We start from the raw sequence: 25,262 nt of genomic DNA, 5'->3' as shown, positions 1-25,262 counted from the left end.
CTTGATTACTCGTTGAACAGGCCGCCTTCGGCGCGCGGCGGCGTCACCCCGAGATGGCGGAAGGCGGCAGCCGTCGCCACGCGGCCACGCGGCGTGCGCTGCAGATAGCCCTGCTGGATCAGGTACGGCTCGATCACGTCCTCGATGGTGTCGCGCTCCTCGCCGATCGACGCCGCGATGTTGTCCAGGCCGACGGGATCGCCATCGAAGCGGTGGATCACCGCTTCCAGCAGCTTGCGGTCCATGATGTCGAAGCCCTGCGGATCGACGTCGAGCATCGCCAGCGCCTTGTGCGCAATGTCCAGCGTGATGCGTCCGGAGCCCTTGACGTCGGCGTAGTCGCGCACGCGCCGCAGCAGGCGGTTGGCGATGCGCGGCGTGCCGCGCGAGCGGCGCGCGATCTCGGCGGCGCCATCCTCGTCGATCGGCGCGTCCAGCAGCGAGGCGCTGCGCCGCACGATGCTGGCCAGCTCCTGGGCCGTGTAGAACTCCAGCCGCGCGACGATGCCGAAGCGATCGCGCAACGGGTTGGTGAGCATGCCGGCGCGCGTGGTGGCGCCCACGAGCGTGAACGGCTGCAGGTCCAGCTTGATGGAGCGTGCCGCGGGACCCTCGCCGATCATGATGTCGATCTGGTAGTCCTCGAGCGCGGGATACAGGATCTCCTCGACCACCGGCGACAGCCGATGGATCTCGTCGATGAAGAGCACATCGTTCTTCTCGAGGTTGGTGAGCAGCGCGGCCAGGTCCTTCGGCTTCTCGAGCACCGGTCCCGAGGTCTGGCGCAGGTTCACGCCCAGCTCGTGGGCGATGATGTGGGACAGCGTGGTCTTGCCCAGGCCCGGCGGGCCGAACAGCAGCACGTGGTCGAGCGCCTCGGCGCGCTTCTTCGCGGCGCCGATGAAGATCTCCAGCTGCTCGCGCGTCTTGGCCTGGCCCACGTACTCGGCCAGCAGCTTGGGCCGCAGGGCGCGCTCGATGGCCTCCTCGTTGGGCGACGTCGGCGCGGCCGACACCACGCGCGGCGGCGTGGGCGGCATGGCGAAGTCGTCGGTCTTGATCGTCATCGAGGATTACCGGGCCAGTGCCTTGAGCGCCAGCTTGATGCCTTCGCTCACGCCCACGTCCTTGGGCAGCGGCTTGAGCGCGGCCTGCGCCTCCTTGTCGCTGTAGCCCAGGGCGACCAGCGCCTGCAGGATGTCGGCCTGCGCGTCGGTCGCCGGTCCCGCGCCGGGCGTGGCGCCAAGGTCCGCGCCGATCTTGCCCTTCAATTCGAGCAGCAGCCGTTCGGCCGTCTTCTTGCCGATGCCGGGCACCTTGATCAACCGGGTGGCGTCCTGCGCGGTGACGGCCTGCGCGATGTCGGCGACGCTCATGCCGCTGAGCACCGACAGCGCCGTACGCGGGCCCACGCCCGAAATCCGGATCAGCTGCCGGAAGGCCTCGCGCTCGGCGGCGCTGCCGAACCCGAACAGCACCTGCGCGTCCTCCCGCACGACGAAGTGCGTGAGGAGCGTGACCTTCTCGCCCAAGCCGGGCAGGTTGTAGAACGTGCTCATCGGGACGTCCACCTCGTAGCCGACACCGTGGCAGTCCACGAGCACTTGCGGCGGGTTCTTGTCGGCCAGCGTTCCGTTCAATCTGCCTATCATTCCGGGTCCCGGGGCACTGCGCCCTTCCTCTGCTGCCGGATTATCAGCTTGATCCTTCGCCACGCCTTCGCCCCACCCAGCAACACCCGCCTGGCGCACCTGTGCGGTCCCACCGACGAACACCTGCGCACCATCGAGACCGCGCTGCAGGTCGCCATCAGCCACCGCCAGGAGCACTTCAAGGTCGAGGGTCCCAAGGCCAAGGCACAGCGCGCGATGGACGTGCTGACCTCGATGTGGGAGATGGCCGGCCGGCCGATCTCGCCCGACAAGGTGCAGCTGATGGTCGCCGGCGAACAGGCCATGGACGAGGACGACGAAGGCGCGCTGGTGCTGCACACGCGGCGCAGCGACCTGAAGGCCCGCACGCCCAACCAGAGCGTGTACCTGGACAACATCGCCAACCACGACATCACCTTCGGCATCGGGCCCGCCGGCACGGGCAAGACCTATCTGGCGGTGGCCTGCGCCGTCGACGCGCTGGAGCGCAGCGGCGTGCAGCGCATCGTGCTCACGCGCCCCGCGGTCGAGGCCGGCGAGAAGCTTGGATTCCTGCCCGGCGACCTGACGCAGAAGGTCGATCCGTACCTGCGTCCGCTGTACGACGCGCTCTATGACCTGATGGGATTCGAGCGCGTCACCAAGGCCTTCGAGCGCAACGCCCTCGAGATCGCGCCGCTGGCCTTCATGCGCGGCCGCACGCTGAACAACGCGTTCGTGATCCTCGACGAGGCGCAGAACACCACGCCCGAGCAGATGAAGATGTTCCTCACGCGCATCGGCTTCGGCAGCAAGTGCGTGGTGACCGGCGACATCAGCCAGATCGACCTGCCCAAGGGGCAGCTGTCCGGCTTGATCGAGGCGGAACGGGTGCTCAAGCGCGTCAAGGGCATTGCACACACGCGCTTCACCAGCGCGGACGTGGTGCGGCATCCGCTGGTGGCGCGCATCGTCGATGCGTACGACGCCGCAAGCAAGCGCGATGCCTCCCGCTGATCTCGCGCTGGACCTGCAGTTCGGAAGGTTCGCCGGCGCGGCCCGGCACCAGGCGCTGCTGCCGCGCGCGAAGGTGCAGCGCTGGGTGGGCTTCGCGCTGCAGCGGCCTGGCGAGATCGCGGTGCGCATCGTCGGCGAAGACGAAGGCCGGGCGCTCAATGCGCAGTACCGCCACAAGGACTACGCGACCAACGTGCTCACGTTCGACTACACGCGCGAGCCGGTGGTCACCGCGGACCTGGTGCTGTGCGCACCGGTGGTCGAGCGCGAGGCGCACGAGCAGGGCAAGCCGCTGGTGGCCCACTACGCGCACCTGCTGGTGCACGGCACGCTGCACGCGCAGGGTTACGACCACGAGACGGGCGAGCGCGACGCCCTGGAGATGGAAGCGCTGGAGATCCTGCTGCTAGGTGCGCTCGGGTTCCCCGATCCCTACTGAGCAGGAGCAGCCCCCACCCTGCCCTCCCCCGGAACGGGAGCGAACCGGAGAGGGATCGTCACGGGTCCATCGTTGACCAGCTCCACCTGCATGTCGGCGCCGAAGTCGCCGGTCTGCACGACGGGATGCGCAGCTCGAGCCTTGTGCACGAAGTACTCGTAGAGGCGCCGGCCTTCGTCGGGCGGCGCCGCATTGCCGAAGCTGGGCCGGTTCCCGCCGGAGGTGTCGGCCGCCAGCGTGAACTGGCTCACCACCAGCAACCCGCCGCCCACGTCGGGCAGCGCGAGGTTCATCTTGCCCTGCGCGTCGCTGAAGATGCGCAGCTTGAGCAGCTTGGCCAGGAGGCGGTCGGCCGCGCCTTCCGTGTCGCCGCGTTCGGCGCACAGCAGGAGCAGCAGCCCCGCGCCGATCTCGCCGTGCACCTGCCCGGCGATCGTGACCCTGGCGCGCGCCACGCGCTGGACGAGGCCGATCAGATCAGGTCCTCCTGGTCCTGGCCGTGCGTCTCGACATCGCTGGGCAGCAGCTGGATCGATGCGCGCAGGCCGGGCACGGCGCTCATCAGCGCCTGCTCCACGGAGCCGCGAACGGCCGCCGCACGGCGCAGCGTCCACTCGCCGGGCATGTGCATGTGCAGGTCCACGTAGCGCCGGCTGCCGGAACGACGCGTCGCGATGTGGTCGAAGCGGATCGTCGGATGCGCGAAGCCCTTGAGCACGCGGTCGATCTCGGCCTGCACCGTGCGCTCGACGCGCTTGTCCATCAGTCCCTGCGACGACCGCCACACCAGGTCCCAGCCTTCGCGCAGGATGTTCAGGGCCACGCCGATCGCGATGACCGGATCGAGCCACAGCCATCCGCTCCACGCCACGAGCGCGACGCCGACCACCACGCCGGCCGACGTCCACACATCCGTGAAGAGGTGGCGTGCGTCGCCCTCCAGCGCCATCGAGCGGTGCACCCGGGCCGACTTCAGCATGCCCCAGGCGAGCGCGCCGTTGAAAGCCGAGCTCAGCACCGACAGCGCCAGGCCCCAGCCGATCTGCTCGATCGGTTGCGGATGGAAGAAGCGCTGCGCCGCCGCCGCGATGATCGCCAGCGACGCGATCAGGATGGCAAGCCCTTCGAAGGCCGACGAGAAGTATTCGGCCTTGTGATGCCCGTATGGATGTTCGGCGTCCGGCGGCTGCTGCGCCACCCGCACCATCACGAGCGCGAAGCTCGCGCTGGCCAGGTTCACCAGCGACTCCATCGCATCGGACAGCAAACCCACCGAGCTCGTCAGCCACCAGGCCAGCGTCTTCAGCGCGATGGTGAGCACCGCGACGGCGATCGACACGCGCAACCACGCTTGCGGCGGGTACGCGCCCAGTCGTTCGGTGAACGTCATGGGGACCGGCCTCAGGCCAGCGTCACGCGAGCGAACTTGCGCTTGCCCACCTGCACGACGTAGGTGCCTGCGGGCAGCTTGAGCGCCTTGTCGCTGATGGCGGCCGAGTCCACGCGCACGCCGCCGCCATCGATCAGGCGATTGGCTTCGCTCGTCGAGGGCGCCAGGCCGGCCTGCTTGAGCAGCACGGCGATGCCCAGCGGCGCGCCCGACAACCGCACCTCCGGGATGTCGTCGGGAATGCCGCCCTTGCTGCGGTTGACGAAGTCCTGTTCGGCCGCATCGGCCGCACGCGCGTCGTGGAAGCGAGCGGTGATCTCCTTGGCCAGCGCCACCTTGGCGTCGCGCGGATTGCGGCCGCCTTCGACCTCGGACTTCAGTTGCGCGATGTCCGACTCGGCCCGGAAGCTGAGCAGCGTGTACCAGCGCCACATCAGCGTGTCCGAGATCGACATCACCTTCGCGAACATCGTGTTGGCATCCTCGGTGATGCCGATGTAGTTGTTCTTGCTCTTGCTCATCTTCTCGACGCCGTCGAGGCCCTCGAGCAAGGGCATGGTCAGGATGCACTGCGGTTCCTGGCCGTATTCCTGCTGCAGGTGGCGCCCCATCAGCAGGTTGAACTTCTGGTCCGTGCCGCCGAGCTCCAGGTCGCTCTTGAGCGCGACCGAGTCATAGCCCTGCATCAGCGGGTAGAGGAACTCGTGCACGCTGATCGGCCGGCCCTCGGTGAAGCGCTTGTGGAAGTCGTCACGCTCCATCATGCGTGCCACGGTGTAGCGCGCCGCCAGCTGGATCATCCCGCGGGCGCCCAGCGGATCGCTCCATTCGCTGTTGTAGCGGACCTCGGCGCGGTCCATGTCGAGCACCAGGCGGATCTGGTCGAAGTAGGTCTTCGCATTGGCCTCGATCTGCTCGCGCGTGAGCGGCGGCCGCGTGGTGTTCCGGCCGGACGGGTCGCCGATCATCGTCGTGAAGTCACCGATCAGCGGAATGACGGTATGGCCGAGCTGTTGCAGTTGACGCAATTTGTTGAACACCACCGTGTGCCCGAGGTGGATGTCCGGAGCGGTCGGGTCCAGGCCGAACTTGATGCGCAGCGGCACCCCTTTTTCCTCGGAACGGACGAGCTTGCGCTGCCAGTCCTCTTGCGGGATCAGCTCTTCGCAACCGCGCAGCGAGACCGCCATGGCGTCGCAAACCCGGTCGCTCACTGGCGCATTTTTCGTAACAAGTGGTTGATTCATCGAGCTTTTTTTGCAAGCAGCCCCGCAAGGGCGATGGCTATACTGCGCCGACTGTCAGGCCGGCTGATTCTAAGAGGGTGCCCTCGGAGGCTCGCCGGCCCGACGCAAGCAGCGGAACGTCCCGAAACAAGGACGCTTCGCAATGAGGACCCGAGGTTGACAAGAAACGCTTTGGTCGCGGCCCTTGAGCAGAGTCTGTGGGCGGTCGCGCGGGTGCTGGAGCACCATCCGAAACAGGTGACCGCGCTGGTCGCCGCACTGCTGCTTGGCGGAGGCGGCGGCGCGTTCGCGGTGGCGTCGTTCGGCCCCGACCCTGCCAACCTGCCAGTGCACGAGGTGCTCGAGACGGTGCCGCTGCAGGACCTGCATGCGCAGTCCGAAGTGCTGGACGCACACACGTTCAGCCTGTGGCGCAGTGAGACGGTGCGCCCGATCGACACCGCCGACACGCTGCTCGCCCGCCTGGGCGTGAGCGACGCCGAAGCCGCAGCCTACCTGCGGCAGGATCCCGTTGTCCGCACCCAGCTCCTGGGCCGCTACGGGCGGACCGCGCGCGCCGAAGCCACCGACCAGCACGCCCTGCGCAGTCTCACGGTGCGCTGGGTGGCCGACGACAGCGGCCAGTTCAAGCGACTCGTGGTCGAGCGCGGCCCGTCCGGCAAATTCACCAGCCGCGTCGAGACCGCGCCGCTCGTGGCCGCCACGCGCCTGGGCAGCGGCACCATCCGCAGCTCGCTGTTCGCCGCCGTCGACGATTCGCACATCCCCGACGAGATCGCGGTGCAGGTCGCCGACATCCTCTCCGCGGATATCGACTTCCATCGCGGCCTGCGCAAGGGCGACCGCTTCAGCGTGGTCTACGAAGCGCTGGAGGCCGACGGCGAGCCGCTGCGCACCGGCCGCGTGCTGTCCGTCGACTTCGCCAACAACGGTCATTCGCACCAGGCCATGTGGTTCCAGCAGCCCGGCACCAAGGGCGCGTACTACACGCTGGACGGCAAGAGCCTCACCAGCGCCTATCTCGCCTCGCCGATGGAGTTCTCGCGCGTCACCAGTTCCTTCGCGATGCGCTTCCATCCCATCCTGAACCAATGGCGCGCTCACAACGGCGTCGACTACGGCGCGCCCACCGGCACGCCGGTGCGCACCGTGGGGGACGGCAAGGTCGAATTCGCGGGCGTGCAGAACGGCTACGGCAACGTGGTCATCGTGCGCCACAACGCTTCCGATGCCACCTTGTACGCGCACATGAGCCGCATCGACGTGCGTGTTGGCCAGTTCGTGACGCAAGGCCAGCGCGTCGGCGCGGTCGGCGCCACAGGCTGGGCCACCGGTCCGCACCTGCACTTCGAGTTCCGGGTCAACGGCGCGTTCCGCAACCCGATCGAAGTGGCCAAGCGCAGCCAGGCCGTGACCCTCAGTGCCGCGGCGCGCCCCGCTTTCGACAAGCTGGCCAACGTGATGCGCGCGCAGCTCGAGGCGGCCCCGGCCACCATGGCCAGCGCCGAGTAAGGGCGCGAGCGCCCCGGCATCGGCAATGTCCGAGCTGTTCATCGGCCTCATGTCCGGCACGTCGCTGGACGGCGTCGACGGCGTGCTGGCGGACTTCTCCAACGGATCCTTGCGCGTGCTCGCGCATGCCGGCCGGCCCTTCGCGGCCGCCCTGCGCGGGGAACTGCTGGCACTGAACAGCAGTGGCTCCGATGAACTGCATCGCGCGGCGCTCGCAGGAAACGCGCTGATGCGCGCCTATGCAGAGGTGGTGCATGACGTGCTCGGGCAGGCCCGCATCGAACCGCGAGCCGTCCGTGCGATCGGCGCGCACGGCCAGACCGTGCGGCATCGGCCGCAGGCGTTCGACGGCACCGGCTACACGCTGCAACTCGCGCAGCCGGCGCTGCTCGCGGAGCTCACCACCATCGACGTCGTGGCCGACTTCCGCAGCCGCGACGTGGCCGCGGGTGGCCAGGGCGCGCCGCTCGCGCCCTTCTTCCACCAGGGCATGTTCGGCCGCGCCGGCGAAACGGTCGGCGTCCTCAACATCGGTGGCATCTCCAACCTCACGCTGCTTCGCGCGGACGGCAGCATGACCGGCTTCGATTGCGGCCCCGGCAACGGCCTCATGGATGGCTGGATCCAGCGCCACACCGGCCGCCCCTTCGACGATCGGGGTGCCTGGGCTGCCGGCGCGCAGCCGGATGCGGCGCTGTTGCGCGCCCTGCTGGCCGAGCCGTACTTCGCGGCGGCGCCGCCCAAGAGCACCGGCCGCGACCTGTTCAACGCCGAATGGCTGGAGCAGCGGCTGGCATCACATCCGCACGTCGGCGCGCAGCAGGTCCAGGCCACGCTCACCGAGCTCACCGCGCTTTGCTGCGCGAACGACGTCGAGCGGCACGCGCCAAAGCTGCAGACGCTGCTCGTCTGCGGCGGCGGCGCGCTGAACACGCACCTGATGGCTCGATTGCAATCCCTGCTGCCTGGGACGCAAGTGCGCTCGACAGAGACGGCTGGACTGCCGCCCTTGCAGGTGGAAGCGGCGGCGTTTGCCTGGCTCGCCCGCAAGGCGGTGCTGCGTGAGCCGCTGGAGCTCCAAAGTACGACGGGCGCCCGAGGCGCCCGTGTGCTGGGAGCTGTCTGGCCCGCTTAGGCGCTGAAGCTGGAGCCGCAGCCGCAAGTGGTGGTGGCGTTCGGGTTCTTGATCACGAATTGCGCACCCTGCAGGTCTTCCTTGTAGTCGATCTCGGCGCCCACCAGGTACTGGTAGCTCATCGCGTCGATCAGCAGGGAGACGCCGTTCTTGGACATGACGGTGTCGTCGTCGTTGGCGATCTCGTCGAAGGTGAAGCCGTACTGGAAGCCCGAGCAGCCGCCGCCTTGCACGAAGACGCGCAGCTTCAGGTCGGGATTACCTTCCTCGGCGATCAGGTCGGCGACCTTCGCGGCGGCGCTGTCCGTGAAGATCAGCGGGGCGGGCATTTCGCTCTGGACGTCGGTGGCAACTGCGCTCATGGATGGACCTCTGGGAATCGAACCCGAATACTAAAGCAGCGGGGTCGGGAATTCGCGCTAGAGGTTGTTTGCCGCCAGCTTCAGTAAGGGCTTTTCCTCGCCCTCGGCGCCTTCGAGCGGCTTGAGCTGGCCGGAGATGACGGCGCCCTGGTGCATCTCCAGCGCGCGGTAGGAAACGTCGCCTTCGATCCGTGCCTTGGGCTGCAGCTCGAGCAGTTCGCGCGCGAACACCGCGCCGCGGACGACACCGTTGACGATGACATGGTCGGCCTGGATCTCGCCCTGCACCACGGCCGCCTCGGAGATGACCAGCATGCTGGCATCCTCGCTCAGGGCGTGCACGTCCCCGATCACTTCGCCGTCCACCCGCAAGCCCTCCGTGAACTTCAGGTTGCCCTCGACCCGGCTGCCATGGGCAATCAGGCTCTTGATCGGGGGCTGGGCTTTCTTGCCGAACATCGTGGTCCTCTGACTGTTGTCATCAAGCGCCGAGCTTGATGCTTTGCACTGCGCGGGTGGCCGTCCCTTCCACCACCTTCGCGGAGACGTTTTTTACCACGGCCTGGCTCGGCAGATCGACCATGCCTTCCAGGCGGCCGTATTGACGGAACCGAAGGTCGCGGGCCCCGCCGGGCAGGTCCATCTCCCAGGGCTTGCCGTCCAGCGTGCCTGCCAGGCTGAGCTGGAGCTGCCCGCGGAATTCGGGCGCGTTGCGCGCCGGCTGCATCACCAGCACCTGCCAACGCATCTGGCTGCCGGCGAGCACCTCGGCCTGCAGGCCACGGATGGCCACGGGCTCGCCACCGCTGGCGGGCATCAGCCGTTCGAAGAAGCCGAGGTCATCGCGTAGCCGGCGGTTTTCCACCTCGAGCTGCCGGACCTGGGCGACGAGCCGTTCCTGCGTCGCGCGTTCGGCGGTGAGCAGGCTGCCCGATGTGTTGAGGACGGATTGCGCCTTGTCGCGATCGGCCTGGAGCTCGGCCACGGTGCTGCGCAGGCGTTCGAGCTCCTCTTTGTCGTTGGAGCCGACGCCGGCGAGGTTCTTTCCCAGCTGGAAGGCGCCCAGGCCCATGGCGGCGAAGAAGCCGACCATCATCGCCACGCCGGCCCACCGCAGGGGCCATGGCAGCGTGCTGCGCACCGTCATGCTGGGTGCGCTGATGGTCAACTGTCGACGGAGGAGCTTCCAACGCATGAGCTAAGCCCCGAGGATGCCCTGAAACGACAAAGCCGCACAAGTTGAGCTTGTGCGGCTTTGTAACGAAGCGACAGGATCAGCGCTTGCTGAACTGCTTGCGCCGGCGTGCGGAGTGCAGGCCGACCTTCTTGCGTTCCACTTCACGGGCGTCACGGGTGACGAACCCGGCCTGGCTGAGCGCCGGCTTGAGGGCCGCGTCGTAGTCGATCAGCGCGCGCGTGATGCCGTGGCGGGTGGCGCCGGCCTGGCCGGACTCGCCGCCGCCATGCACGTTGACCTGGATGTCGAACGTCTCGGCGTGGTTGGTCAGCAGCAGGGGCTGCTTGACGATCATGATCGAGGTCTGGCGGCCGAAGAACTGCTCGATGTCCTTGCCGTTGACCGTGATCTTGCCGGAGCCCTTCTTCAGGAAGACACGGGCCACGCTGCTCTTGCGGCGGCCGGTGCCGTTGTTCCATTCACCGATCATGCTCAGATCTCCAGGGGCTTCGGTTGCTGCGCGGTATGCGGGTGCTCGGCGCCACCGTAGACCTTCAGCTTCTTGATCATGGCGTAACCCAGCGGGCCCTTGGGCAGCATGCCCTTGACGGCCTTCTCCAGCGCGCGGCCGGGATGCCTGGCCTGCATGTCGCGGAAGTTGGTTTCGCGGATGCCACCGGGGAAGCCGGAATGGCGGTAGTACTTCTTGTCGAGTTCCTTGGCGCCGGTGACCCGGAGCTGGGAAGCGTTGATGACGACGATGAAGTCGCCGGTGTCGACGTGAGGCGTGTAGATGGCCTTGTGCTTGCCGCGCAAACGGAGTGCTGCTTCGCTGGCAACACGTCCGAGCACCTTGTCGGTGGCGTCAATCACAAACCACTCGTGCTTCACGTCAGCGGGTTTCGCGCTGAACGTTTTCATGGGAGCTTTCGAGGAGTTTGCGGGTCCTTTTCCGCGGTCGGTGTCTTTCTTCCGAAGACCTCTTAGGCGGGGTGTCGGGCTGGCGCAAGGCGCCTGCCTGTCGCTTGCCGTATCTGCCGCGGGACCCATGAGATCGCTGCAGAGCCCAAGATTCTACGCGGAATCAAGCACTTGCCGCAAGGTCGGCCCGTGCGCGGCCGCTTGCGGCGGTACCATGGCCGGATGTTCAGCTACCGCCATGCCTTCCATGCCGGCAACCACGCCGACGTGCTCAAGCACCTGGTGCTGATCGCCTGCCTGCGCCACATGACGCAGAAGGACACGGCGCTCTGGGTGGTCGACACGCACGCCGGCGCCGGCCTGTACCGCCTCGATGGCGACTACGCGGGCACCTCCGGGGAAGCCGCCGAAGGCATCCTGAAGCTCGCCGCCGCCATCAAGGCCAAGGGCGCCGAAGGCGAGCAGGCGCTCGCCCCGGCGCTGGCCGACTACCTGCAGGTGGTGCGCAGCTTCAACAAGGAAGGCCAGTGGCGCATCTACCCGGGCTCGCCCTTCATCTCCCAGCACCTGCTGCGGCAGGAGGTTCGCGACAAGCTCAAGCTGTTCGAGCTGCATCCCACCGACAGCGGCACGCTCGCCGCGAACATCGCGCAGCTGGGTGCGGGCCGGCAGGTGGGCATCGCACGCGAGGACGGCTTCGAGGCGCTGAAGTCCGTGCTGCCGCCGCCGTCACGCCGCGCGCTGGTCCTCATCGACCCCAGCTACGAGATCAAGACCGACTACGCCAAGGTGGCCGCCACGCTGCGTGACGCGCTCCAGCGCTTCGCCACCGGCACCTACATGGTCTGGTACCCCGTGATCCCGCGGCCCGAGGCGCACGAGCTGCCGCGCAAGCTCAAGACCCTGGCGAACTCGTTCCGCAAGCCCTGGCTGCATGCCACGCTGGCGATCGGCCAGCCGGAGCAGGCCGCCACCGTTCCCGGTGAACCCAACCGCCCGGGCCTGACGGCCAGCGGCGTGTTCGTCGTCAACCCGCCCCACATCCTGAAGGCGGCGCTGCAGCAGGCACTGCCGCAGCTGCTGGAGATGCTGGGGCGCGGCCGCGGCCAGGGACAGGTCGTCGAGGCGGGTGGCGGCTAGCGCTTCACCGGTCCGAGCTCGGCGCCCGGAGGTGCCTCCAGCAGCACCACGTTGCGCGTGCCCAGGGTGACGATGCCCAGCGCCCGAGCGGCCGCGAAGCTCACGTCGATGATGCGCCCACCCGAATAGGGCCCGCGGTCGTTGATGCGCACCACCACGCTGCGACCGTTCGCGGGATTGCGCACCAGCACGCGCGTGCCGAACGGCAGCGTGGGATGCGCCGCGGTGTAGGCGTTCATGTCGAACTTCTCGCCGCTGGCGGTCTGCCGGCCGTGGAAGCCGAGCCCGTACCACGAGGCGCGGCCCTGCGCCAGGATCGTGGGCGCGCCCTGCTCCACTTCACCGGTGGACGATGCCACGCCGCCGCGCGAGGCGCAGCCGGTCAAGGCTGCCGCCAGGAGGCAGGCCGCAAGCGCGAGCCTCATGCCCCCAGCCTCCGGCAGATTTCCAGCGTCGCCTTCGCCTGGTTCATCGTGTAGAAGTGAACGCCCGGCGCGCCGGCCTTGCGCAGCTGCTCGCACAGCGCGGTGACCACGTCGAGGCCGAAAGCCTGGATCGATGCGCTGTCGTCGCCGAAGGCCTGCAGCCGCAGACGGATCCAGCGCGGCACCTCGGCCCCGCAAGCATCGGAGAACCGCAGCAGCTGGCTCGAGCTCGTGATCGGCATGATGCCCGGCACCACCGGTGTGTCCACGCCGCGCTTGCGCAGTTCCTCGACGAAGCGCAGATAGGCATCGGCATTGAAGAAGTACTGCGTGATGCCGGCGTCGGCACCCGCCTCCACCTTGGCGATGAACGCCTGCAGGTCGGCCTCGGGCGACTTCGACTGCGGATGCACCTCGGGATAGGCCGCGACCTCCAGGTGGAAGCGCCGCCCCGTCTCGCCGCGGATGAAGGCCACCAGGTCGCTGGCGTAGCGGAACTCGCCGCCCAGGCCATAGCCGCTGGGCAGGTCGCCGCGCAGCGCGACGATGCGCTGCACGCCGGCATCGCCATAGGCGGCCAGCCGCTCGCGGATGCTGTCGCGCGTCTGCCCGATGCACGACAGGTGCGGCGCGGCCGGGCAGCCCTCGGCCATGATCTCGCGCACGGTGGCCAGCGTGCCTTCCTGGGTCGAGCCGCCGGCACCGAACGTGACCGAGCAGAACTCCGGCCGCAGCGCGTACAGCTTCTGCCGCGCGGCGCGCAGCTTCTCGGCGCCTTCGGGCGTCTTGGGCGGGAAGAACTCGAGGCTGATGGGGAACGTCATCGTGGCTCCTTGCGCGCCAGAACGAAGAATTCGCGGTTGCCGTCGCCCCCGCGGATGGGACTGTCGAACCAGGCCTGCACCTGCAGGCCTGCGGCCGCGCAGGCGTCGCGGATGCGCCGCTCGACCTGGGGATAAAGCGCGTCGTCGCGCACGATGCCGCCCTTGCCCAGCTGGGCCGGCTGCAGCTCGAACTGCGGCTTGGCCAGCATCAGCAGCTGGCCGCCCGCACGAAGCAAGGGGGACAGCGCGGGCAGCACCAGCGTGAGCGAGATGAAGGACAGGTCGCCGACCACGAGGTCGAAGTCCGCCTGCACGCCCGCCGCTCGCAGCATGGACCGATCGAGCTCGCGTGCATTGATCTTTTCCAGGGCGACCACGCGCGCATCGGCACGCAGCTGCTCGTGCAGCTGGCCATGCCCGACGTCGACGCCGACCACCTGCGTGGCGCCGCGCTGCAGGAGGCAGTCGGTGAAGCCACCGGTGGACTGGCCGACATCGAGGCAGCGCCAACCCTGCACATCCAGCCGCGCCGCAGCGAGCGCGCCTTCGAGCTTGAGCCCGCCGCGCGAGACATAACGCGTCTCCGCGTCGTCGCACAGCTCGAGCTGCGCCGACGGCGGCACCTCCTCGCCGTTCTTGGCGACGTCGTGCCACGCGCGGCCGTCATGCCAGCGCAGTCCCGCGGCGATCAGCCGCTGGGCCTGCGAACGCGTGGCCGCGAGGCCGCGTTCGACGAGGAGCTGGTCGGCGCGCATGGCGGGAGCCTGTCATGCCGGGCTCGACCCGGCATCCAGCGACTGCGCCGATACCGGCACCGGTCTGGATTGCGGGTCAAGCCCGCAATGACAGGGTGTGCATCAATAGCGGTACGTGTCCACCTTGTACGGCCCCTGCTTGCTGACGCCGATGTACGCGGCCTGGGCGTCGGTCAGTTCCGTCAGCTGGGCGCCCAGCTTGGACAGCTGCAGGCGGGCCACCTTCTCGTCCAGGTGCTTGGGCAGCACGTAGACCTGGCCGACCTTGTAGTCGTTGGGCTTGGTGAACAGCTCGATCTGCGCCAGCGTCTGGTTGGCGAACGACGACGACATCACGTAGCTCGGGTGGCCCGTGCCGCAGCCCAGGTTTACCAGGCGGCCCTTGGCCAGCAGGATGATGCGCTTGCCATCCTCGAAGATGACGTGGTCCACCTGCGGCTTGATCTCTTCCCACTTGCACTTCTTCTCGAGCGACGCGACGTCGATCTCGTTGTCGAAGTGGCCGATGTTGCAGACGATCGCCTGGTCCTTCATCTTCGCCATGTGGGCGTAGGTGATGACGTCGCGGTTGCCGGTGCAGGTGACGAAGATGTCGGCCTTGTCGGCGGCGTACTCCATCGTCACCACGCGGTAGCCTTCCATGGCGGCCTGCAGCGCGTTGATCGGGTCGATCTCGGTCACCCACACCTGCGCCGACAGCGCGCGAAGCGCCTGCGCCGAGCCCTTGCCCACGTCGCCGTAGCCAGCCACGAGCGCCACCTTGCCGGCCACCATCACGTCGGTGGCGCGCTTGATGCCGTCCACCAGCGATTCGCGGCAGCCGTACAGGTTGTCGAACTTGCTCTTGGTGACCGAGTCGTTGACATTGATCGCGCGGAACTTCAGCAGGCCCTTGGCGGCCATGTCCACCAGGCGGTGCACGCCGGTGGTGGTCTCCTCGGTGACGCCGATGATCTCCTTGGCCTTGCGCGAGTACCAGGTCGGGTCTTCCTTCAGCTTCTTGCGGATCGACGCGTGCAGGATGCGCTCTTCCTCGCTCGAGTGGGTGTCGATCAGCGACAGGTCCTTCTCGCAGCGCTGGCCCAGGTGCATCAGCAGCGTGGCATCGCCCCCGTCGTCCAGGATCATGTTCGGGCCTTCGCCCTCGGTGCCCTTGGCGCCGAAGTCGAAGATGCGGTGCGTGTAGTCCCAGTAGTCCTCGAGCGACTCGCCCTTGATCGCGAACACCGGCGTGCCGCCGGCGGCGATGGCGGCGGCCGCGTGGTCCTGGGTCGAGAAGATGTTGCACGAGGCCCAGCGCACGGTGGCGCCGAGCGCCTGCAGCGTCTCGATCAGCACCGCGGTCTGGATCGTCATGTGCAGCGAGCCGGTGATGCGGGCGCCCTTCAGGGGCTGGCTCTTCGCGAACTCGGCGCGGATCGCCATCAGGCCGGGCATCTCGGTCTCGGCGATGCGGATTTCCTTGCGGCCCCAGTCGGCGAGCGACAGGTCGGCGATGGCGCTGTCTTGCGCGGCGGTCTTGAGAACGGCGTTCATGGTGGCTCCAAAAGCTGTGTTTCGGTCAACCACTGCCGGGTGCTGGCTCACCGCACGGGACAGTGGGTGAGCGTCGTTGCGAAGATTTCCGAGCCTCACGCCGTACGGCGCTGCAACGCTCCTCGGATGGGGCGCGATTATAGGCGCCGTCGCACGGCCGGGATGGCTCAGGCGCGCGCCGGTTGCCCCTCCGCGCCGGCTGCCTGCCGGTCTTCCGGGCTGTTGGGCACACGCTGGAACCAGGTCGCGATCAGTCCGCCCGAGATGTTGTGCCAGACGCTGAAGATCGCGCTGGGCACGGCCGCCAGGGGCGAGAAGTGGGCGGCCGCCAGTGCTGCGCCGAGGCCGGAGTTCTGCATGCCCACCTCCAGCGACAACGCCTTGCGCTTGGCGACCGGCAACCCGGTCACCTTGCCGAGCAGGTAGCCCAGCAGCAGGCCCAGGCCGTTGTGCAGCACCACCACCGCGAAGATCAGCAGGCCGCTGGCCGCGATCTTGGCCTGGCTCGCGGCCACCACGGCAGCCACGATGGCCACGATCGCAACCACCGACACGAGCGGCAGTACGCCGACGGCGAACTTCACCTTGTCGCGCAGCACCGACTGGGCGATCACGCCGAGCGCAATCGGCAGCAGGACCACCTGCACGATCGACCAGAACATCGAGACGGCATCCACGTGCAGCCACTGGTTGGCCAGCAGCCAGATCAGGGCCGGCGTGAAGATCGGCGCCAGCAGCGTGGTGATCGCGCTCACGGCCACCGACAGCGCCACGTCGCCGCGCGCGAGGAAGGTCATGACGTTCGACGCGGTGCCGCTCGGGCAGCAGCCCACCAGGATCACGCCCACGGCCACTTCGGTCGGCAGCTGGAGGACCTTGCAGAGCAGCCACGCCAGGCCCGGCATGATGACGAAGTGCCCCAGGCAGCCGATGAACACGTGCCAGGGCCGGCGGAACACTTCACGGAAGTCGTCCTTCGACAGGGTCAGGCCCATGCCGAACATGATGATGCCCAGCAGCGGCACGATGTACGCGGCGATCCACTTGAACTGGGCAGGGGCGAAGAAGGCGAGCGCTGCGAACAGCAGCACCCAGATGGCAAAGGTCTTGCCGACGAACTGGCTCAGGCGGACGAGGGCCTGCATGGTGGGGAAATCCTTGCGAGAGTGGCGAAACGGCGGTGAAGCCGGCGCCTTGCGCTGCCGTGGTGCGGCGATGGCAGGTGGACGTCGGGCGGGACCGGGGTGGATGCCGGACCCTGGCCGCCGGGTGGGCGGCGAACCCTGCCGTGGAGCACGGCGCCAGGCGATGCGCTTGTGAGCGAGCCCTTGGGGTTTACCCGGATTCTAGGATCACCCATGACCCATCGTGTCCCGATGGGTCTGTTCCGACGCCGGCGCACGCCCCGCAGCCCCGGGCGCATCGGGTACAACAGCCCATGCCCGGACCCTCGCTCTTCTCCGCCCCGATCGACCCCATGCTCGCCAAGATCGCCGAGGCATTGCCCGACGGCGACGGCTTCCTGTTCGAGCCCAAGTGGGACGGCTTCCGTGCCATCGTCTTCCGCAGCGCCGACGGCGTGGTGATCCAGAGCCGCGACCTGAAGTCGCTGAACCGCTACTTCCCCGAGCTGGAGAAGGTGCTGGCCGAGCAGTTGCCCAAGGGCTGCATCGTGGATGGCGAAGTCGTGGTCGTCGGCCCGCAGGGGCTGGACTTCGATGCGCTCCAGCAGCGCATCCACCCGGCCGCGTCGCGCGTGGCCCGGCTCGCGAAGGAAACGCCGGCCGGCTTCGTCGCCTTCGACCTGCTCGCCGCCGGCGGCAAGCCGGTCATGAACCTGCCGCAGCACGAACGGCGCGAGCGCCTCGAACGCCTGCTGGGCCAGATCAAGCCACCGCTGTACCTGACACCCGTGACCACCGACCGCGCGCTGGCACAGGACTGGCTGCAGCGCTTCGAAGGCGCGGGGCTCGATGGCGTGGTGGCCAAGCCGGCCGATGCGCCCTACCAGCCTGCCAAGCGCGCGATGTTCAAGATCAAGCACGCGCGCACCGCCGATTGCGTGGTGGCCGGCTTCCGCTGGTACAAGGACACGGACGATGCGGTCGGCTCGCTGCTGCTCGGGCTGTACAACGACGCGGGCGTGTTGCAGCACGTCGGCGTCACTTCGTCGTTCACCATGGCCGTGCGGCGCGAGCTGGCGCAGGAGCTCGCACCGCTGCGCGAGAACGCGATGGCCGACCATCCCTGGCGCGACTGGGCGCAGGCCAGCGCCGGCGACGCCGATCGCATGCCGGGCGCCAAGTCGCGCTGGAGCGGCGGAAAGGACCTGAGCTGGGAGCCGCTGCGACCCGAGCGGGTTTGCGAGGTGAAGTACGACCACCTGCAGGGTGACCGCTTCCGCCATGCCACCACGTTCCTGCGCTGGCGCCCCGACAAGCCGGCGCAGGATTGCCGGTATGACCAGCTCGAAGTGGCGACGCCGTTCGAGCTGAAGCAGGTGTTCAAGACGGCCTGACTTCCTGGAACCGGTCGCGCCGCGCGAGCCGCGGAAACAGCCGTAGCCAGAGCACCGCAACCAGGATCGTCCCGCAGCCGCCCGCGACCACCGAGCCCACGGGCCCCCACCAGGCGGCGGTCGAACCCGATTCGAATTCGCCGAGCTGGTTGCTCGCGCCGATGAACAGCGTGTTCACCGCCGCGACGCGGCCACGCATCGCATCGGGCGTCTCGATCTGCATCAGGGTCTGTCGCACGATCACGCTGACCATGTCGGCCGAGCCGGAGATGACGAGGGCCAGCATGGATAACGCAAAGCTGGTGGACAGGCCGAAGGCCACCATGCACGCCCCGAACACCGTGACGGCCGTCATCAGCTTCGGGCCCACGTGCCGTGCGAGCGGCCAGCGCGCCAGCACGGTGGCGGCAATCAACGCACCGACCGCGGGCGCCGCGCGCAGCATCCCCAGCCCCTGCGGCCCCACGTGCAGGATCTCGCTGGCAAAGATCGGCAGCAGGGCGGTCGCACCACCCAGCAGCACCGCGAACAGGTCCAGCGTGGTGGCCCCCAGCAGCACGCGGTTCGTGCCCACGTAGTGCAGGCCGGCGAGCAGGGATTGCAGCGTCACGGGCTCGCGCGGCGTCGGCGCGCGTTCGTAGCGCACCCGCAGGCACAGCGCGGTCGCAGTCGCGAACAGCGCAGCGCAGGTTCCGTAGACGACAACGAATCCCGTTACGAACAGCAGCCCGGCGATGGCAGGACCGGCGATCACCGCGCCCTGGATGCCTGCCGAGCCGAACGCCATCGCGCGCGCCAGCAACGCGGGCGGCACGAGCGCGGGCAACAGCGCCTGCTGCGCCGACATCTGGAACGGCCGCAGGGCCCCGAGCAGCAATGACAGCGCGAGCAGCAGGTTGCGCGACGACCAGCCGCCCGCAGTGCCGGCGAGCAGCACGAGGGCGACCACTCCCTGCAGCGACATGCACGCCATCACCAGCTTCACGCGGTGATAGCGGTCGGCCGCATGGCCGGCCAGCAGCGCCACGGCGAGCGACGGCGCGAACTGCGCGAGTCCGACCAGCCCCAGGTCCCAGGCACTGCCGGTCAGTTGGTACATCTGCCAGCCGATGGCCAGCATCAGCATCTGCTGCGCCGCGGTGCCGGCCAGGCGCGCGGTCCAGAAGCGCACGAAGGCGCGGTGTTCGAACAGGCTCACGGGGCGCGATTGTCCCAGCTGTGCTTGTCGTGGCCGTGGCTTGTCGTCCCACCTTGGCTGGTCGTCCCCGCGGAGGGCGGGGACCCAGGGCTTCCATCTCTGGCCGCGGCGACGAAGATCGAAGCCTTGGATTCCCGCCTTCGCGGGAATGACTATCGGGCGGGCTTGTCCTTCTCGGCCGCCGGCCTTTCCTTCGGCCTGTCCTTCACCGGCACGTGCTCCAGGTTGATCCGCACCCGGTACCAGAGCGACGAACTTCCGCGCATGCGATCGACCAGCACGTCGGCCGGCTCCAGGTGCGCGGCCGCCCTGGGGTGCTTCTGCTTCCAATCCTCGGCCGCCGCGATCGCATCGGCTTCGCGATCGGCGCGCGCCACTTCCACCACCGGCTTGGCCTTGCGCGCCGAGGGCGGTGCGCGCGTCGGTTCGCCGGCCTGCTTGCGGTAGTGCGGTGGCCACGGCGCATCGCCCTGTCCATCCTTCTCGTGCCGCGCCGATAGCTCCAGCAGCGACTCGAGCGAGCCGACAGCCTGGTCGATGCCTGCATGCGGGTCGCCGATCTTCCTGAACCGCGCCGGCACCGTCTTCAGCGTGAAGTCGGCCGGATCGCACGCCTGCAGTTCATCCCAGGTGACAGGCGTCGACACGCGCGCATCCGGCCGCGGCCGCACCGAGTAGGCCGAGGCCACGGTGCGGTCCTTGGCGTTCTGGTTGTAGTCCACGAACACGCCGTGCCGCTCCTCCTTCCACCAGGCTGCCGTGGCGAGCTTGGGCACGCGCCGCTCGACTTCGCGTGCCAGCGCCAGCGCGGCACGCCGCACCTGGTCGAAGGTCCACTGCGGCGCGATGCGCGTGATCACATGGATGCCGCGCGATCCCGAAGTCTTCGGCCAGCCCACGAGACCGTGCTCCTGCAGCACCTCGCGCGCGACCGCCGCTACCTCGCGGATCTGCGGCCAGGCCACCCCCGGCACCGGATCCAGGTCGACGCGCAGTTCGTCCGGATGCTCCAGGTCCTCGGCGCGCACCGGATGCGGATGCAGCTCGATGCAACCCAGGTTGGCCATCCACGCCAGCGTGGCCGCGCTGCGCGGCACCACCTCCTCGGCCGTGCGCCCGGAGGGAAAGCGGATCGTGCTCACCTCCACCCAGTCCGGCCGGCTCTCCGGCGCGCGCTTCTGGAAGAAGAACTCGCCACCGACGCCGTTCGGGTAGCGCACCAGCACGCAGGGCCGGCCGCCGGCGCCACGCAGCGCGCCCTCGGCGACGGACACGTAATAGTTGACGAGATCGAGCTTCGTGAGGCCCGCCTCGGGGAACAGCAGCTTGTCCGGATGGCTGACGGCGACCCTGTGGCCATCCACCTCGAGCTCGATGCCGTCCGCTGCCTTCGCCATGCGGCCAAGGTACACCCATCGGCGACAATTCGGGGTTGGCTGCAACGCTTTGCAGCTCAACGGCCTGTCGAAAGTTCCCCCGTGTCCGCATCGCCCTTCGCCGCCGAAACCCGGCGCCGCCGCACCTTCGCCATCATTTCCCACCCCGACGCGGGCAAGACCACGCTGACGGAAAAGCTGCTGCTGTTCTCCGGCGCGATCCAGATCGCGGGCGCGGTGAAGGGCCGCAAGGCCTCGCGCCACGCGACCAGCGACTGGATGGAGATCGAGAAGCAGCGCGGCATCTCGGTCGCGTCGTCGGTGATGCAGATGCTCTACCGCGACCACGTGATCAACCTGCTGGACACGCCGGGCCACAAGGACTTCTCCGAGGACACCTACCGCGTGCTCACGGCCGTGGATTCGGCGCTGATGGTGATCGACGCGGCCAACGGCGTGGAAGCGCAGACGCGCCGCCTGATCGAGGTCTGCCGCCAGCGCAACACGCCCATCATCACCTTCGTCAACAAGATGGACCGCGAGGTGCGCGAGCCGCTGGACATCCTCGACGAGGTGGAGCGCGAGCTGGGCATGCCGTGCGTGCCGATGACGTGGCCGGTCGGCAAGGGCAAGAGCTTCGGCGGCATCATGAACCTGCGCCGCGGCGCGATGACGGTGTTCGAGTCCGGCAGCGAGCGCCGCCCGCAGGATTTCGAGACCATTCCGCTGTCCGACGCGGACACGCTGCGTGCCCGTTTCGACGGCGAGTACGACGCCGCGGCCGAGAGCATGGAGCTGGCCGCGGGCGCCTCGCCGGAATGGAACCACCAGGCCTTCCTCGACGCGAAGCAGACGCCCGTGTTCTTCGGCTCCGGCGTCAACAACTTCGGCGTGATGGAAGTGCTGGACGCCCTCGTGGACCTGGCCCCGGCGCCGCAGCCGCGCAAGAGCTCGGTCGTGGTCAACCGCGCGCCGGTCGAGAAGATCGTCGAGCCCGACGACCCGAACTTCGCCGGCGTGGTGTTCAAGGTGCAGGCCAACATGGACGCCAACCACCGCGATCGCATTGCCTTCGTGCGCATGGCCTCGGGCAAGTACACGCCGGGCATGAAGCTGAAGGTGCAGCGCACCAGCAAGGAACTGCGTCCCACCTCCGTGGTCACGTTCCTCTCGCAGCGCCGCGAGGCCGTGGACGAGGCCTATGCCGGCGACATCATCGGCTTCACCACGCACGGTGGCGTGCAGCTGGGCGACACGATCACCGATGGCGCCAACCTGCAGTTCACCGGCCTGCCGTTCTTCGCGCCCGAGTTGTTCATGACGGTGCTGCTGAAGAACCCCCTGCGCACCAAGCAGCTGCAGCAGGGCCTGGCCCAGCTGGGCGAGGAAGGCGCGATCCAGGTGTTCCGTCCGCAGGCCGGCGGCGCGATGCTGCTGGGCGCGGTGGGCCAGCTGCAGTTCGAAGTGGTGCAGCACCGCCTGAAGGCCGAGTACGACGCCGACATCCGGCTCGAGGGCTGCCAGTACACGGGCGCCCGCTGGATCACCGCCGACACGCCGCAGGAACTGCGCGCCTTCACCGACGCCTACCCGCAGCGGATGGCGCTGGATGCGGCCGACGCACTGGCATTTCTTTGCACTTCGCCCTACGACGTGCGGCTGGCGCAGGAACGATTCCCCAAGATCCACTTCCACCTGTTGCGCGAGCACGCCGGGCTGGAATTGCAAAGCTGATCGACCGCTTTTCGCGGCTGGGCTGCCCGTGTAGCCCAGCAATAATCGGCGCTCCATCGTGGAGTTCGCCGTGTTTGTCCCCGTTCCGCTGCGCCGCGCAGCCTGCCTGGCCGCAGTTTCGACAGCCCTGCTCATCTCCGCCTGCGGCGGCGGTGGCGGTGGCAGCCCCGCCGCGGCGACCACCGGCTCGGCGGCCACGGCGGTGACCACGTCGCTGCTGCCCAGCTCGGCTTCGGTGGCCAACCAGTGCACGCCGGACGTCGAGAAGCAATGGGTGCGCAGCTACGTCGACGAGGCCTACCTCTGGTACGACCAGGTGCCGCAGGTCGACGCCAGCGCGTCCACGACGCCGGAGCTGTACTTCAGTGCCCTGCTGGTGCGCACGCCCGATGCAAGCGGCCAGGCCACCGACCGCTTCAGCACGGTGATGACCGCCACTGCCGCGGACACCATGCAAGGCCTCAGCACCGCGAGCCTGAGCCCCAGCATCGCCGCCTCGGGCACCAGCCCTGTCCCGCTGAGCAAGACGCTCACCAGTACCGGCGGCCGCAAGGTGGGCTACATCGTGTTCAACCAGCACAGCAAGGGCGCGCAGGACGCGCTGATCACGGCCTTCCGCGGCATGCAGTCGGCCGGCGTGCAGGACCTGGTGCTGGACCTTCGCTACAACGCCGGTGGCTTCCTCTACATCGCGCAGGCCGCGGCCGCGATGGTGGCCGGCCCGGACGCCGCGGGCCAGGTGTTCGAGCGCGCCCGCTACAGCGCCAAGCGCGCCGCCGACACGGCCGGCGGCGCGTTCTACTTCCCCTCGCAGGTCGAGGTGGCCGAGACGCAATACCCGCAGGGCACGCCGCTGCCGCAGCTGAACCTGCCGCGCCTGTACGTGCTGACGTCGCCCTACACCTGCTCGGCCAGCGAGTCGATCATCAACAGCCTGCGTGGCATCGGCGTGCAGGTGGTCCTGCTCGGCGACCGCACCTGCGGCAAGCCTTACGGCTTCCACCGCAAGGACAATTGCGGCAAGGCCTACTTCCCGATCGAGTTCCAGTTGACCAACTCCGCCGGCCAGGGCGACTACACCAGCGGCTTCCCCGTGCAGTGCCCGGTGCAGGAGAACCCCACGACGCCGCTCGGCTCCACGAGCGAGCCGCTGCTGGCCGGCGCGCTGCACCACATCGACACCGGCAGCTGCCCGGTCGTCGCGTCCACGGCCGTGCAAGTGCGCGGTGCATCGCGCGCCTCGCTGTTCGACCGCCCCGGCGCGCCGGACGCGAGCTCGCCGATGTACCAGCCCGGCTGGAACGGCCGCGCGCTGCTGCAGTGACGCCGACGCTGCAGCCGCTCCAGGCCTGGCCCGCGGCCGCGCGGCGCGCGCTCGCAGGCGTGTTCTGCGACATCGACGACACGCTCACCACCGACGGCGCGATCACGCCCGATGCGCTGCAGGCGCTCGGCCGGCTGCGCGAGGCCGGGCTGCATGTGATCCCGATCACCGGCCGGCCGGTGGGCTGGAGCGAACCCTTCGCGCTGTCGTGGCCGGTCGACGCCATCGTGGCCGAGAACGGGGCCGTGGCCCTGGTGCGCGAAGCATCGGGCCGTCTCCGCAAGCTGTACCAGCAGGACGCCGCGACGCGAGCGGCCAACTTCGCGCGCATGCAGCAGGTGCTGGCGCGCATCGAGCGCGAGATCCCCGGCGCCCGACGCGCGCAGGACAGCGCCGGTCGCGAGACCGACATCGCCGTCGACCACAGCGAGTTCACGCGGCTGCCGCAGGACCGCATCGACGCAGTGGTGGCGCTGATGCGCGCCGAAGGCATGACGGCCACCGTGAGCTCGATCCACGTCAACGGCTGGTACGGCAGCCACAACAAGCGCGAAGGCGCGCGCTGGATCGCGCGCGAACTGCTCGACCTCGACGTCGATGCGCAACTCGATCGCTGGGCCTACGTGGGCGACTCGACGAACGACGAACTGATGTTCGAGTGGTTCCCGCACTCGGTGGGCGTGGCCAACATCCGCCGCTTCCTCGCCCAGCTCACGCACGCGCCGCGGTACATCACCGAGGGCGAGCGCGGCGCCGGCTTCGCGGAGTTCGCGGCCGCGATCGTGGCGGCGCGAGACTAGGCCGCCTCCGGCAGCACCACCGGCATCGCCACCGGTTCGCGCGCGCGCTGGTGCTGCCAGCACGCATCGACGAACGCCGCCATGACGCGCGCATAGCGCGGATGCTGCTGGTGCCCCCATTCCGGATGGAACTGGAACGCCCAGGCGAACTGGCGCTCGTCGTACCAGCGCGAGGCTTCCACCAGGCCGTCGTCGGCGACGGCTTCGGCCACCAGCCCCGGCGCGAGCCGCTTCACGCCCTGCGAATGCAGCGAGCTCACCGCGAACCGCGAGCAACCGGTGATGCGCTCCAGCGCGCCACCCGGCAGGCAGCTCACCTCGTGGCGCTCGCGGTACTGCGCTTCCAGCGACTCGTCCGGATCCTCCCAGTGCACCACCGGGCCGCCGAGCGCCTGCAGCGACTGGTGCAGGCTGCCGCCCAGCGCGACGTTCACTTCCTGCGAACCGCGGCAGAACGCGATCAGCGGGATGCCGCGCTCGATCGCCAGCCGCACCAGCGGCAGCGAGACCGCGTCACGCGCCTCGTCGAAGCACATGCCCTCGCGGATCGGCTCCTCGCCGTAATGGCGCGGATGCACGTTGGTGGCCGAGCCGCCCAGCAGCAGGCCGTCCACCGTGTCCAGCATCAGGTCGAGCCGGCCCGCAGGCACGCGCGGGAAGCACACCGGCTGCAGCCCGAGGTTGACCAGCGTGCGCGTGCCGGCCTCGTCCATCACCGTGTACTGCTGCGGATGCCCGTTCTCGTTGCCCAGCTCCCGGTGGCTGGCCACCACCCACACACAAGGGACGCGGGCGACCGGC

27 protein-coding genes and 1 riboswitch are annotated in these 25,262 nt (G+C 68.8%); of the genes, 9 read left to right on the top strand and 18 right to left on the bottom strand.

From position 1 onward, the window contains the following. Nucleotides 1-5: 5 nt before the first annotated feature. A complete protein-coding gene (gene ruvB, locus ACPWT1_RS07030; protein ID WP_427914660.1) occupies nt 6-1,067 on the bottom strand; it encodes a Holliday junction branch migration DNA helicase RuvB in 1,062 nt (353 codons plus the stop codon). A 6-nt stretch (nt 1,068-1,073) separates the two neighbouring features. Continuing rightward, complete coding sequence (gene ruvA / locus ACPWT1_RS07025; protein ID WP_427914659.1) at nt 1,074-1,652, bottom strand: Holliday junction branch migration protein RuvA; 579 nt, start codon at nt 1,650-1,652, stop codon at nt 1,074-1,076. Nucleotides 1,653-1,700: 48 nt separating this feature from the next. On the opposite strand from ruvA, the gene ACPWT1_RS07020 reads away from it, so the two are divergent. Together ACPWT1_RS07020 and ybeY are read left to right on the top strand one after the other, a co-directional pair. Then, the gene (locus ACPWT1_RS07020; RefSeq protein ID WP_427914658.1) at nt 1,701-2,648 is read left to right on the top strand and encodes a PhoH family protein; all 948 of its coding nucleotides are present in this window, start codon (nt 1,701-1,703) and stop codon (nt 2,646-2,648) included. After that, entirely contained in the window at nt 2,635-3,087 is a 453-nt protein-coding gene (gene ybeY, locus ACPWT1_RS07015) for an rRNA maturation RNase YbeY (protein WP_427914657.1), read from the top strand. The genes ACPWT1_RS07020 and ybeY overlap by 14 nt, the downstream gene beginning before the upstream one ends. Here the strand turns inward: ybeY and dtd are convergent. From dtd to tyrS, 3 genes are read right to left on the bottom strand one after another with little or no spacing between them, the layout of a single operon-like run. Continuing rightward, the gene (gene dtd, locus ACPWT1_RS07010) at nt 3,081-3,563 is read right to left on the bottom strand and encodes a D-aminoacyl-tRNA deacylase (protein ID WP_427915517.1); all 483 of its coding nucleotides are present in this window, start codon (nt 3,561-3,563) and stop codon (nt 3,081-3,083) included. The two genes, ybeY and dtd, sit on opposite strands and share 7 nt — an antisense overlap. Continuing rightward, nucleotides 3,560-4,477, bottom strand: coding sequence for a cation diffusion facilitator family transporter (locus tag ACPWT1_RS07005; protein ID WP_427914656.1), 918 nt, complete (start codon nt 4,475-4,477; stop codon nt 3,560-3,562). The genes dtd and ACPWT1_RS07005 overlap by 4 nt, the downstream gene beginning before the upstream one ends. A gap of 11 nt (nt 4,478-4,488) precedes the next feature. Beyond that, entirely contained in the window at nt 4,489-5,724 is a 1,236-nt protein-coding gene (gene tyrS / locus ACPWT1_RS07000) for a tyrosine--tRNA ligase (RefSeq protein ID WP_427914655.1), read from the bottom strand. Nucleotides 5,725-5,895: 171 nt separating this feature from the next. Between tyrS and ACPWT1_RS06995 the strand changes: the two genes are divergently transcribed. Both ACPWT1_RS06995 and ACPWT1_RS06990 read left to right on the top strand, forming a co-directional pair. Beyond that, a complete protein-coding gene (locus ACPWT1_RS06995) occupies nt 5,896-7,236 on the top strand; it encodes a M23 family metallopeptidase (protein ID WP_427914654.1) in 1,341 nt (446 codons plus the stop codon). 25 nt (nt 7,237-7,261) lie between these two features. Next, on the top strand, nt 7,262-8,371 hold the full coding sequence (locus tag ACPWT1_RS06990; protein ID WP_427914653.1) for an anhydro-N-acetylmuramic acid kinase: 1,110 nt from the start codon (nt 7,262-7,264) through the stop codon (nt 8,369-8,371). On the opposite strand, the gene erpA is transcribed toward ACPWT1_RS06990, so the two are convergent. From erpA to rplM, 5 genes are all read right to left on the bottom strand, one after another. Then, a complete protein-coding gene (gene erpA, locus ACPWT1_RS06985) occupies nt 8,368-8,733 on the bottom strand; it encodes an iron-sulfur cluster insertion protein ErpA (RefSeq protein ID WP_427914652.1) in 366 nt (121 codons plus the stop codon). The genes ACPWT1_RS06990 and erpA overlap by 4 nt on opposite strands. A 57-nt stretch (nt 8,734-8,790) precedes the next feature. Then, the gene (locus tag ACPWT1_RS06980; RefSeq protein WP_427914651.1) at nt 8,791-9,192 is read right to left on the bottom strand and encodes a bactofilin family protein; all 402 of its coding nucleotides are present in this window, start codon (nt 9,190-9,192) and stop codon (nt 8,791-8,793) included. A gap of 22 nt (nt 9,193-9,214) precedes the next feature. Then, nucleotides 9,215-9,880 (bottom strand): DUF6776 family protein, encoded by a 666-nt coding sequence (locus ACPWT1_RS06975; RefSeq protein ID WP_427914650.1) that lies wholly within the window; start codon nt 9,878-9,880, stop codon nt 9,215-9,217. Between the two features lie 127 nt (nt 9,881-10,007). Then, nucleotides 10,008-10,400 (bottom strand): 30S ribosomal protein S9, encoded by a 393-nt coding sequence (gene rpsI, locus ACPWT1_RS06970; protein ID WP_427914649.1) that lies wholly within the window; start codon nt 10,398-10,400, stop codon nt 10,008-10,010. A gap of 2 nt (nt 10,401-10,402) precedes the next feature. Continuing rightward, nucleotides 10,403-10,831 (bottom strand): 50S ribosomal protein L13, encoded by a 429-nt coding sequence (gene rplM, locus ACPWT1_RS06965; RefSeq protein ID WP_427914648.1) that lies wholly within the window; start codon nt 10,829-10,831, stop codon nt 10,403-10,405. A gap of 222 nt (nt 10,832-11,053) precedes the next feature. Between rplM and ACPWT1_RS06960 the strand changes: the two genes are divergently transcribed. Beyond that, a complete protein-coding gene (locus tag ACPWT1_RS06960) occupies nt 11,054-11,971 on the top strand; it encodes a 23S rRNA (adenine(2030)-N(6))-methyltransferase RlmJ (protein WP_427914647.1) in 918 nt (305 codons plus the stop codon). Here the strand turns inward: ACPWT1_RS06960 and ACPWT1_RS06955 are convergent. The 5 genes from ACPWT1_RS06955 to ACPWT1_RS06935 all read right to left on the bottom strand — a co-directional run bounded on the left by ACPWT1_RS06955 (nt 11,968) and on the right by ACPWT1_RS06935 (nt 16,656). Then, nucleotides 11,968-12,396: a septal ring lytic transglycosylase RlpA family protein gene (locus ACPWT1_RS06955; protein WP_427914646.1), complete on the bottom strand. Its 429-nt coding sequence runs from the start codon at nt 12,394-12,396 to the stop codon at nt 11,968-11,970. The two genes, ACPWT1_RS06960 and ACPWT1_RS06955, sit on opposite strands and share 4 nt — an antisense overlap. Beyond that, nucleotides 12,393-13,220, bottom strand: coding sequence for a methylenetetrahydrofolate reductase [NAD(P)H] (gene metF, locus ACPWT1_RS06950; RefSeq protein ID WP_427914645.1), 828 nt, complete (start codon nt 13,218-13,220; stop codon nt 12,393-12,395). The genes ACPWT1_RS06955 and metF overlap by 4 nt, the downstream gene beginning before the upstream one ends. Further along, complete coding sequence (locus ACPWT1_RS06945) at nt 13,217-13,975, bottom strand: TlyA family RNA methyltransferase (RefSeq protein WP_427914644.1); 759 nt, start codon at nt 13,973-13,975, stop codon at nt 13,217-13,219. The genes metF and ACPWT1_RS06945 overlap by 4 nt, the downstream gene beginning before the upstream one ends. A 102-nt stretch (nt 13,976-14,077) precedes the next feature. Further along, nucleotides 14,078-15,511 carry an adenosylhomocysteinase gene (gene ahcY / locus ACPWT1_RS06940; RefSeq protein WP_427914643.1) on the bottom strand — a complete coding sequence of 478 codons (1,434 nt, stop codon included), beginning with the start codon at nt 15,509-15,511 and terminating at the stop codon, nt 14,078-14,080. Nucleotides 15,512-15,572: 61 nt separating this feature from the next. Next, nucleotides 15,573-15,641, bottom strand: a riboswitch (S-adenosyl-L-homocysteine riboswitch). A gap of 37 nt (nt 15,642-15,678) precedes the next feature. Then, nucleotides 15,679-16,656, bottom strand: coding sequence for a bile acid:sodium symporter family protein (locus ACPWT1_RS06935; RefSeq protein WP_427914642.1), 978 nt, complete (start codon nt 16,654-16,656; stop codon nt 15,679-15,681). Nucleotides 16,657-16,949: 293 nt separating this feature from the next. On the opposite strand from ACPWT1_RS06935, the gene ACPWT1_RS06930 reads away from it, so the two are divergent. Continuing rightward, on the top strand, nt 16,950-18,029 hold the full coding sequence (locus ACPWT1_RS06930; protein WP_427914641.1) for an ATP-dependent DNA ligase: 1,080 nt from the start codon (nt 16,950-16,952) through the stop codon (nt 18,027-18,029). Here ACPWT1_RS06930 and ACPWT1_RS06925 read toward each other — a convergent pair. Then, nucleotides 18,016-19,227, bottom strand: coding sequence for an MFS transporter (locus ACPWT1_RS06925; RefSeq protein ID WP_427914640.1), 1,212 nt, complete (start codon nt 19,225-19,227; stop codon nt 18,016-18,018). The genes ACPWT1_RS06930 and ACPWT1_RS06925 overlap by 14 nt on opposite strands. 152 nt (nt 19,228-19,379) lie before the next feature. Continuing rightward, nucleotides 19,380-20,624, bottom strand: a complete 1,245-nt coding sequence (gene ligD, locus ACPWT1_RS06920; protein ID WP_427914639.1) for a non-homologous end-joining DNA ligase — start codon at nt 20,622-20,624, stop codon at nt 19,380-19,382. 81 nt (nt 20,625-20,705) lie between these two features. Here ligD and ACPWT1_RS06915 point away from each other — a divergent pair, with 81 nt between their 5' ends. The 3 genes from ACPWT1_RS06915 (at nt 20,706) to ACPWT1_RS06905 (ending at nt 24,461) form a co-directional block, all read left to right on the top strand. Further along, complete coding sequence (locus ACPWT1_RS06915) at nt 20,706-22,337, top strand: peptide chain release factor 3 (protein ID WP_427914638.1); 1,632 nt, start codon at nt 20,706-20,708, stop codon at nt 22,335-22,337. 70 nt (nt 22,338-22,407) lie between these two features. After that, nucleotides 22,408-23,661: a S41 family peptidase gene (locus ACPWT1_RS06910; protein ID WP_427914637.1), complete on the top strand. Its 1,254-nt coding sequence runs from the start codon at nt 22,408-22,410 to the stop codon at nt 23,659-23,661. An 8-nt stretch (nt 23,662-23,669) separates the two neighbouring features. Further along, a complete protein-coding gene (locus tag ACPWT1_RS06905; RefSeq protein WP_427915516.1) occupies nt 23,670-24,461 on the top strand; it encodes an HAD-IIB family hydrolase in 792 nt (263 codons plus the stop codon). Here the strand turns inward: ACPWT1_RS06905 and ACPWT1_RS06900 are convergent. After that, complete coding sequence (locus ACPWT1_RS06900) at nt 24,458-25,231, bottom strand: gamma-glutamyl-gamma-aminobutyrate hydrolase family protein (protein WP_427914636.1); 774 nt, start codon at nt 25,229-25,231, stop codon at nt 24,458-24,460. The two genes, ACPWT1_RS06905 and ACPWT1_RS06900, sit on opposite strands and share 4 nt — an antisense overlap. Between the last annotated feature and the right edge of the window lie 31 nt (nt 25,232-25,262).

The organism is Ramlibacter sp. MMS24-I3-19, assembly GCF_050320135.1.
Classification (GTDB): Bacteria; Pseudomonadota; Gammaproteobacteria; order Burkholderiales; family Burkholderiaceae_C; genus Ramlibacter.
This window is presented reverse-complemented; position numbering and strand designations above follow the sequence as displayed.

What these genes read in the sequence shown, in the direction of transcription:
- ACPWT1_RS06975 (WP_427914650.1), bottom strand. Translation starts at nt 9,880, where the DNA reads ATGACGGTGCGCAGCACGCTGCCATGGCCCCTGCGGTGGGCCGGCGTG.
- erpA (WP_427914652.1), bottom strand. Translation starts at nt 8,733, where the DNA reads ATGAGCGCAGTTGCCACCGACGTCCAGAGCGAAATGCCCGCCCCGCTG.
- metF (WP_427914645.1), bottom strand. Translation starts at nt 13,220, where the DNA reads ATGACGTTCCCCATCAGCCTCGAGTTCTTCCCGCCCAAGACGCCCGAA.
- ligD (WP_427914639.1), bottom strand. Translation starts at nt 20,624, where the DNA reads ATGGCGAAGGCAGCGGACGGCATCGAGCTCGAGGTGGATGGCCACAGG.
- ruvB (WP_427914660.1), bottom strand. Translation starts at nt 1,067, where the DNA reads ATGACGATCAAGACCGACGACTTCGCCATGCCGCCCACGCCGCCGCGC.
- rpsI (WP_427914649.1), bottom strand. Translation starts at nt 10,400, where the DNA reads ATGATCGGTGAATGGAACAACGGCACCGGCCGCCGCAAGAGCAGCGTG.
- tyrS (WP_427914655.1), bottom strand. Translation starts at nt 5,724, where the DNA reads ATGAATCAACCACTTGTTACGAAAAATGCGCCAGTGAGCGACCGGGTT.
- ACPWT1_RS06980 (WP_427914651.1), bottom strand. Translation starts at nt 9,192, where the DNA reads ATGTTCGGCAAGAAAGCCCAGCCCCCGATCAAGAGCCTGATTGCCCAT.
- ACPWT1_RS07005 (WP_427914656.1), bottom strand. Translation starts at nt 4,477, where the DNA reads ATGACGTTCACCGAACGACTGGGCGCGTACCCGCCGCAAGCGTGGTTG.
- ybeY (WP_427914657.1), top strand. Translation starts at nt 2,635, where the DNA reads ATGCCTCCCGCTGATCTCGCGCTGGACCTGCAGTTCGGAAGGTTCGCC.
- ACPWT1_RS06990 (WP_427914653.1), top strand. Translation starts at nt 7,262, where the DNA reads ATGTCCGAGCTGTTCATCGGCCTCATGTCCGGCACGTCGCTGGACGGC.
- ACPWT1_RS06960 (WP_427914647.1), top strand. Translation starts at nt 11,054, where the DNA reads ATGTTCAGCTACCGCCATGCCTTCCATGCCGGCAACCACGCCGACGTG.
- ACPWT1_RS06945 (WP_427914644.1), bottom strand. Translation starts at nt 13,975, where the DNA reads ATGCGCGCCGACCAGCTCCTCGTCGAACGCGGCCTCGCGGCCACGCGT.
- ahcY (WP_427914643.1), bottom strand. Translation starts at nt 15,511, where the DNA reads ATGAACGCCGTTCTCAAGACCGCCGCGCAAGACAGCGCCATCGCCGAC.
- ACPWT1_RS06930 (WP_427914641.1), top strand. Translation starts at nt 16,950, where the DNA reads ATGCCCGGACCCTCGCTCTTCTCCGCCCCGATCGACCCCATGCTCGCC.
- ACPWT1_RS06955 (WP_427914646.1), bottom strand. Translation starts at nt 12,396, where the DNA reads ATGAGGCTCGCGCTTGCGGCCTGCCTCCTGGCGGCAGCCTTGACCGGC.
- ACPWT1_RS06935 (WP_427914642.1), bottom strand. Translation starts at nt 16,656, where the DNA reads ATGCAGGCCCTCGTCCGCCTGAGCCAGTTCGTCGGCAAGACCTTTGCC.
- ruvA (WP_427914659.1), bottom strand. Translation starts at nt 1,652, where the DNA reads ATGATAGGCAGATTGAACGGAACGCTGGCCGACAAGAACCCGCCGCAA.
- rplM (WP_427914648.1), bottom strand. Translation starts at nt 10,831, where the DNA reads ATGAAAACGTTCAGCGCGAAACCCGCTGACGTGAAGCACGAGTGGTTT.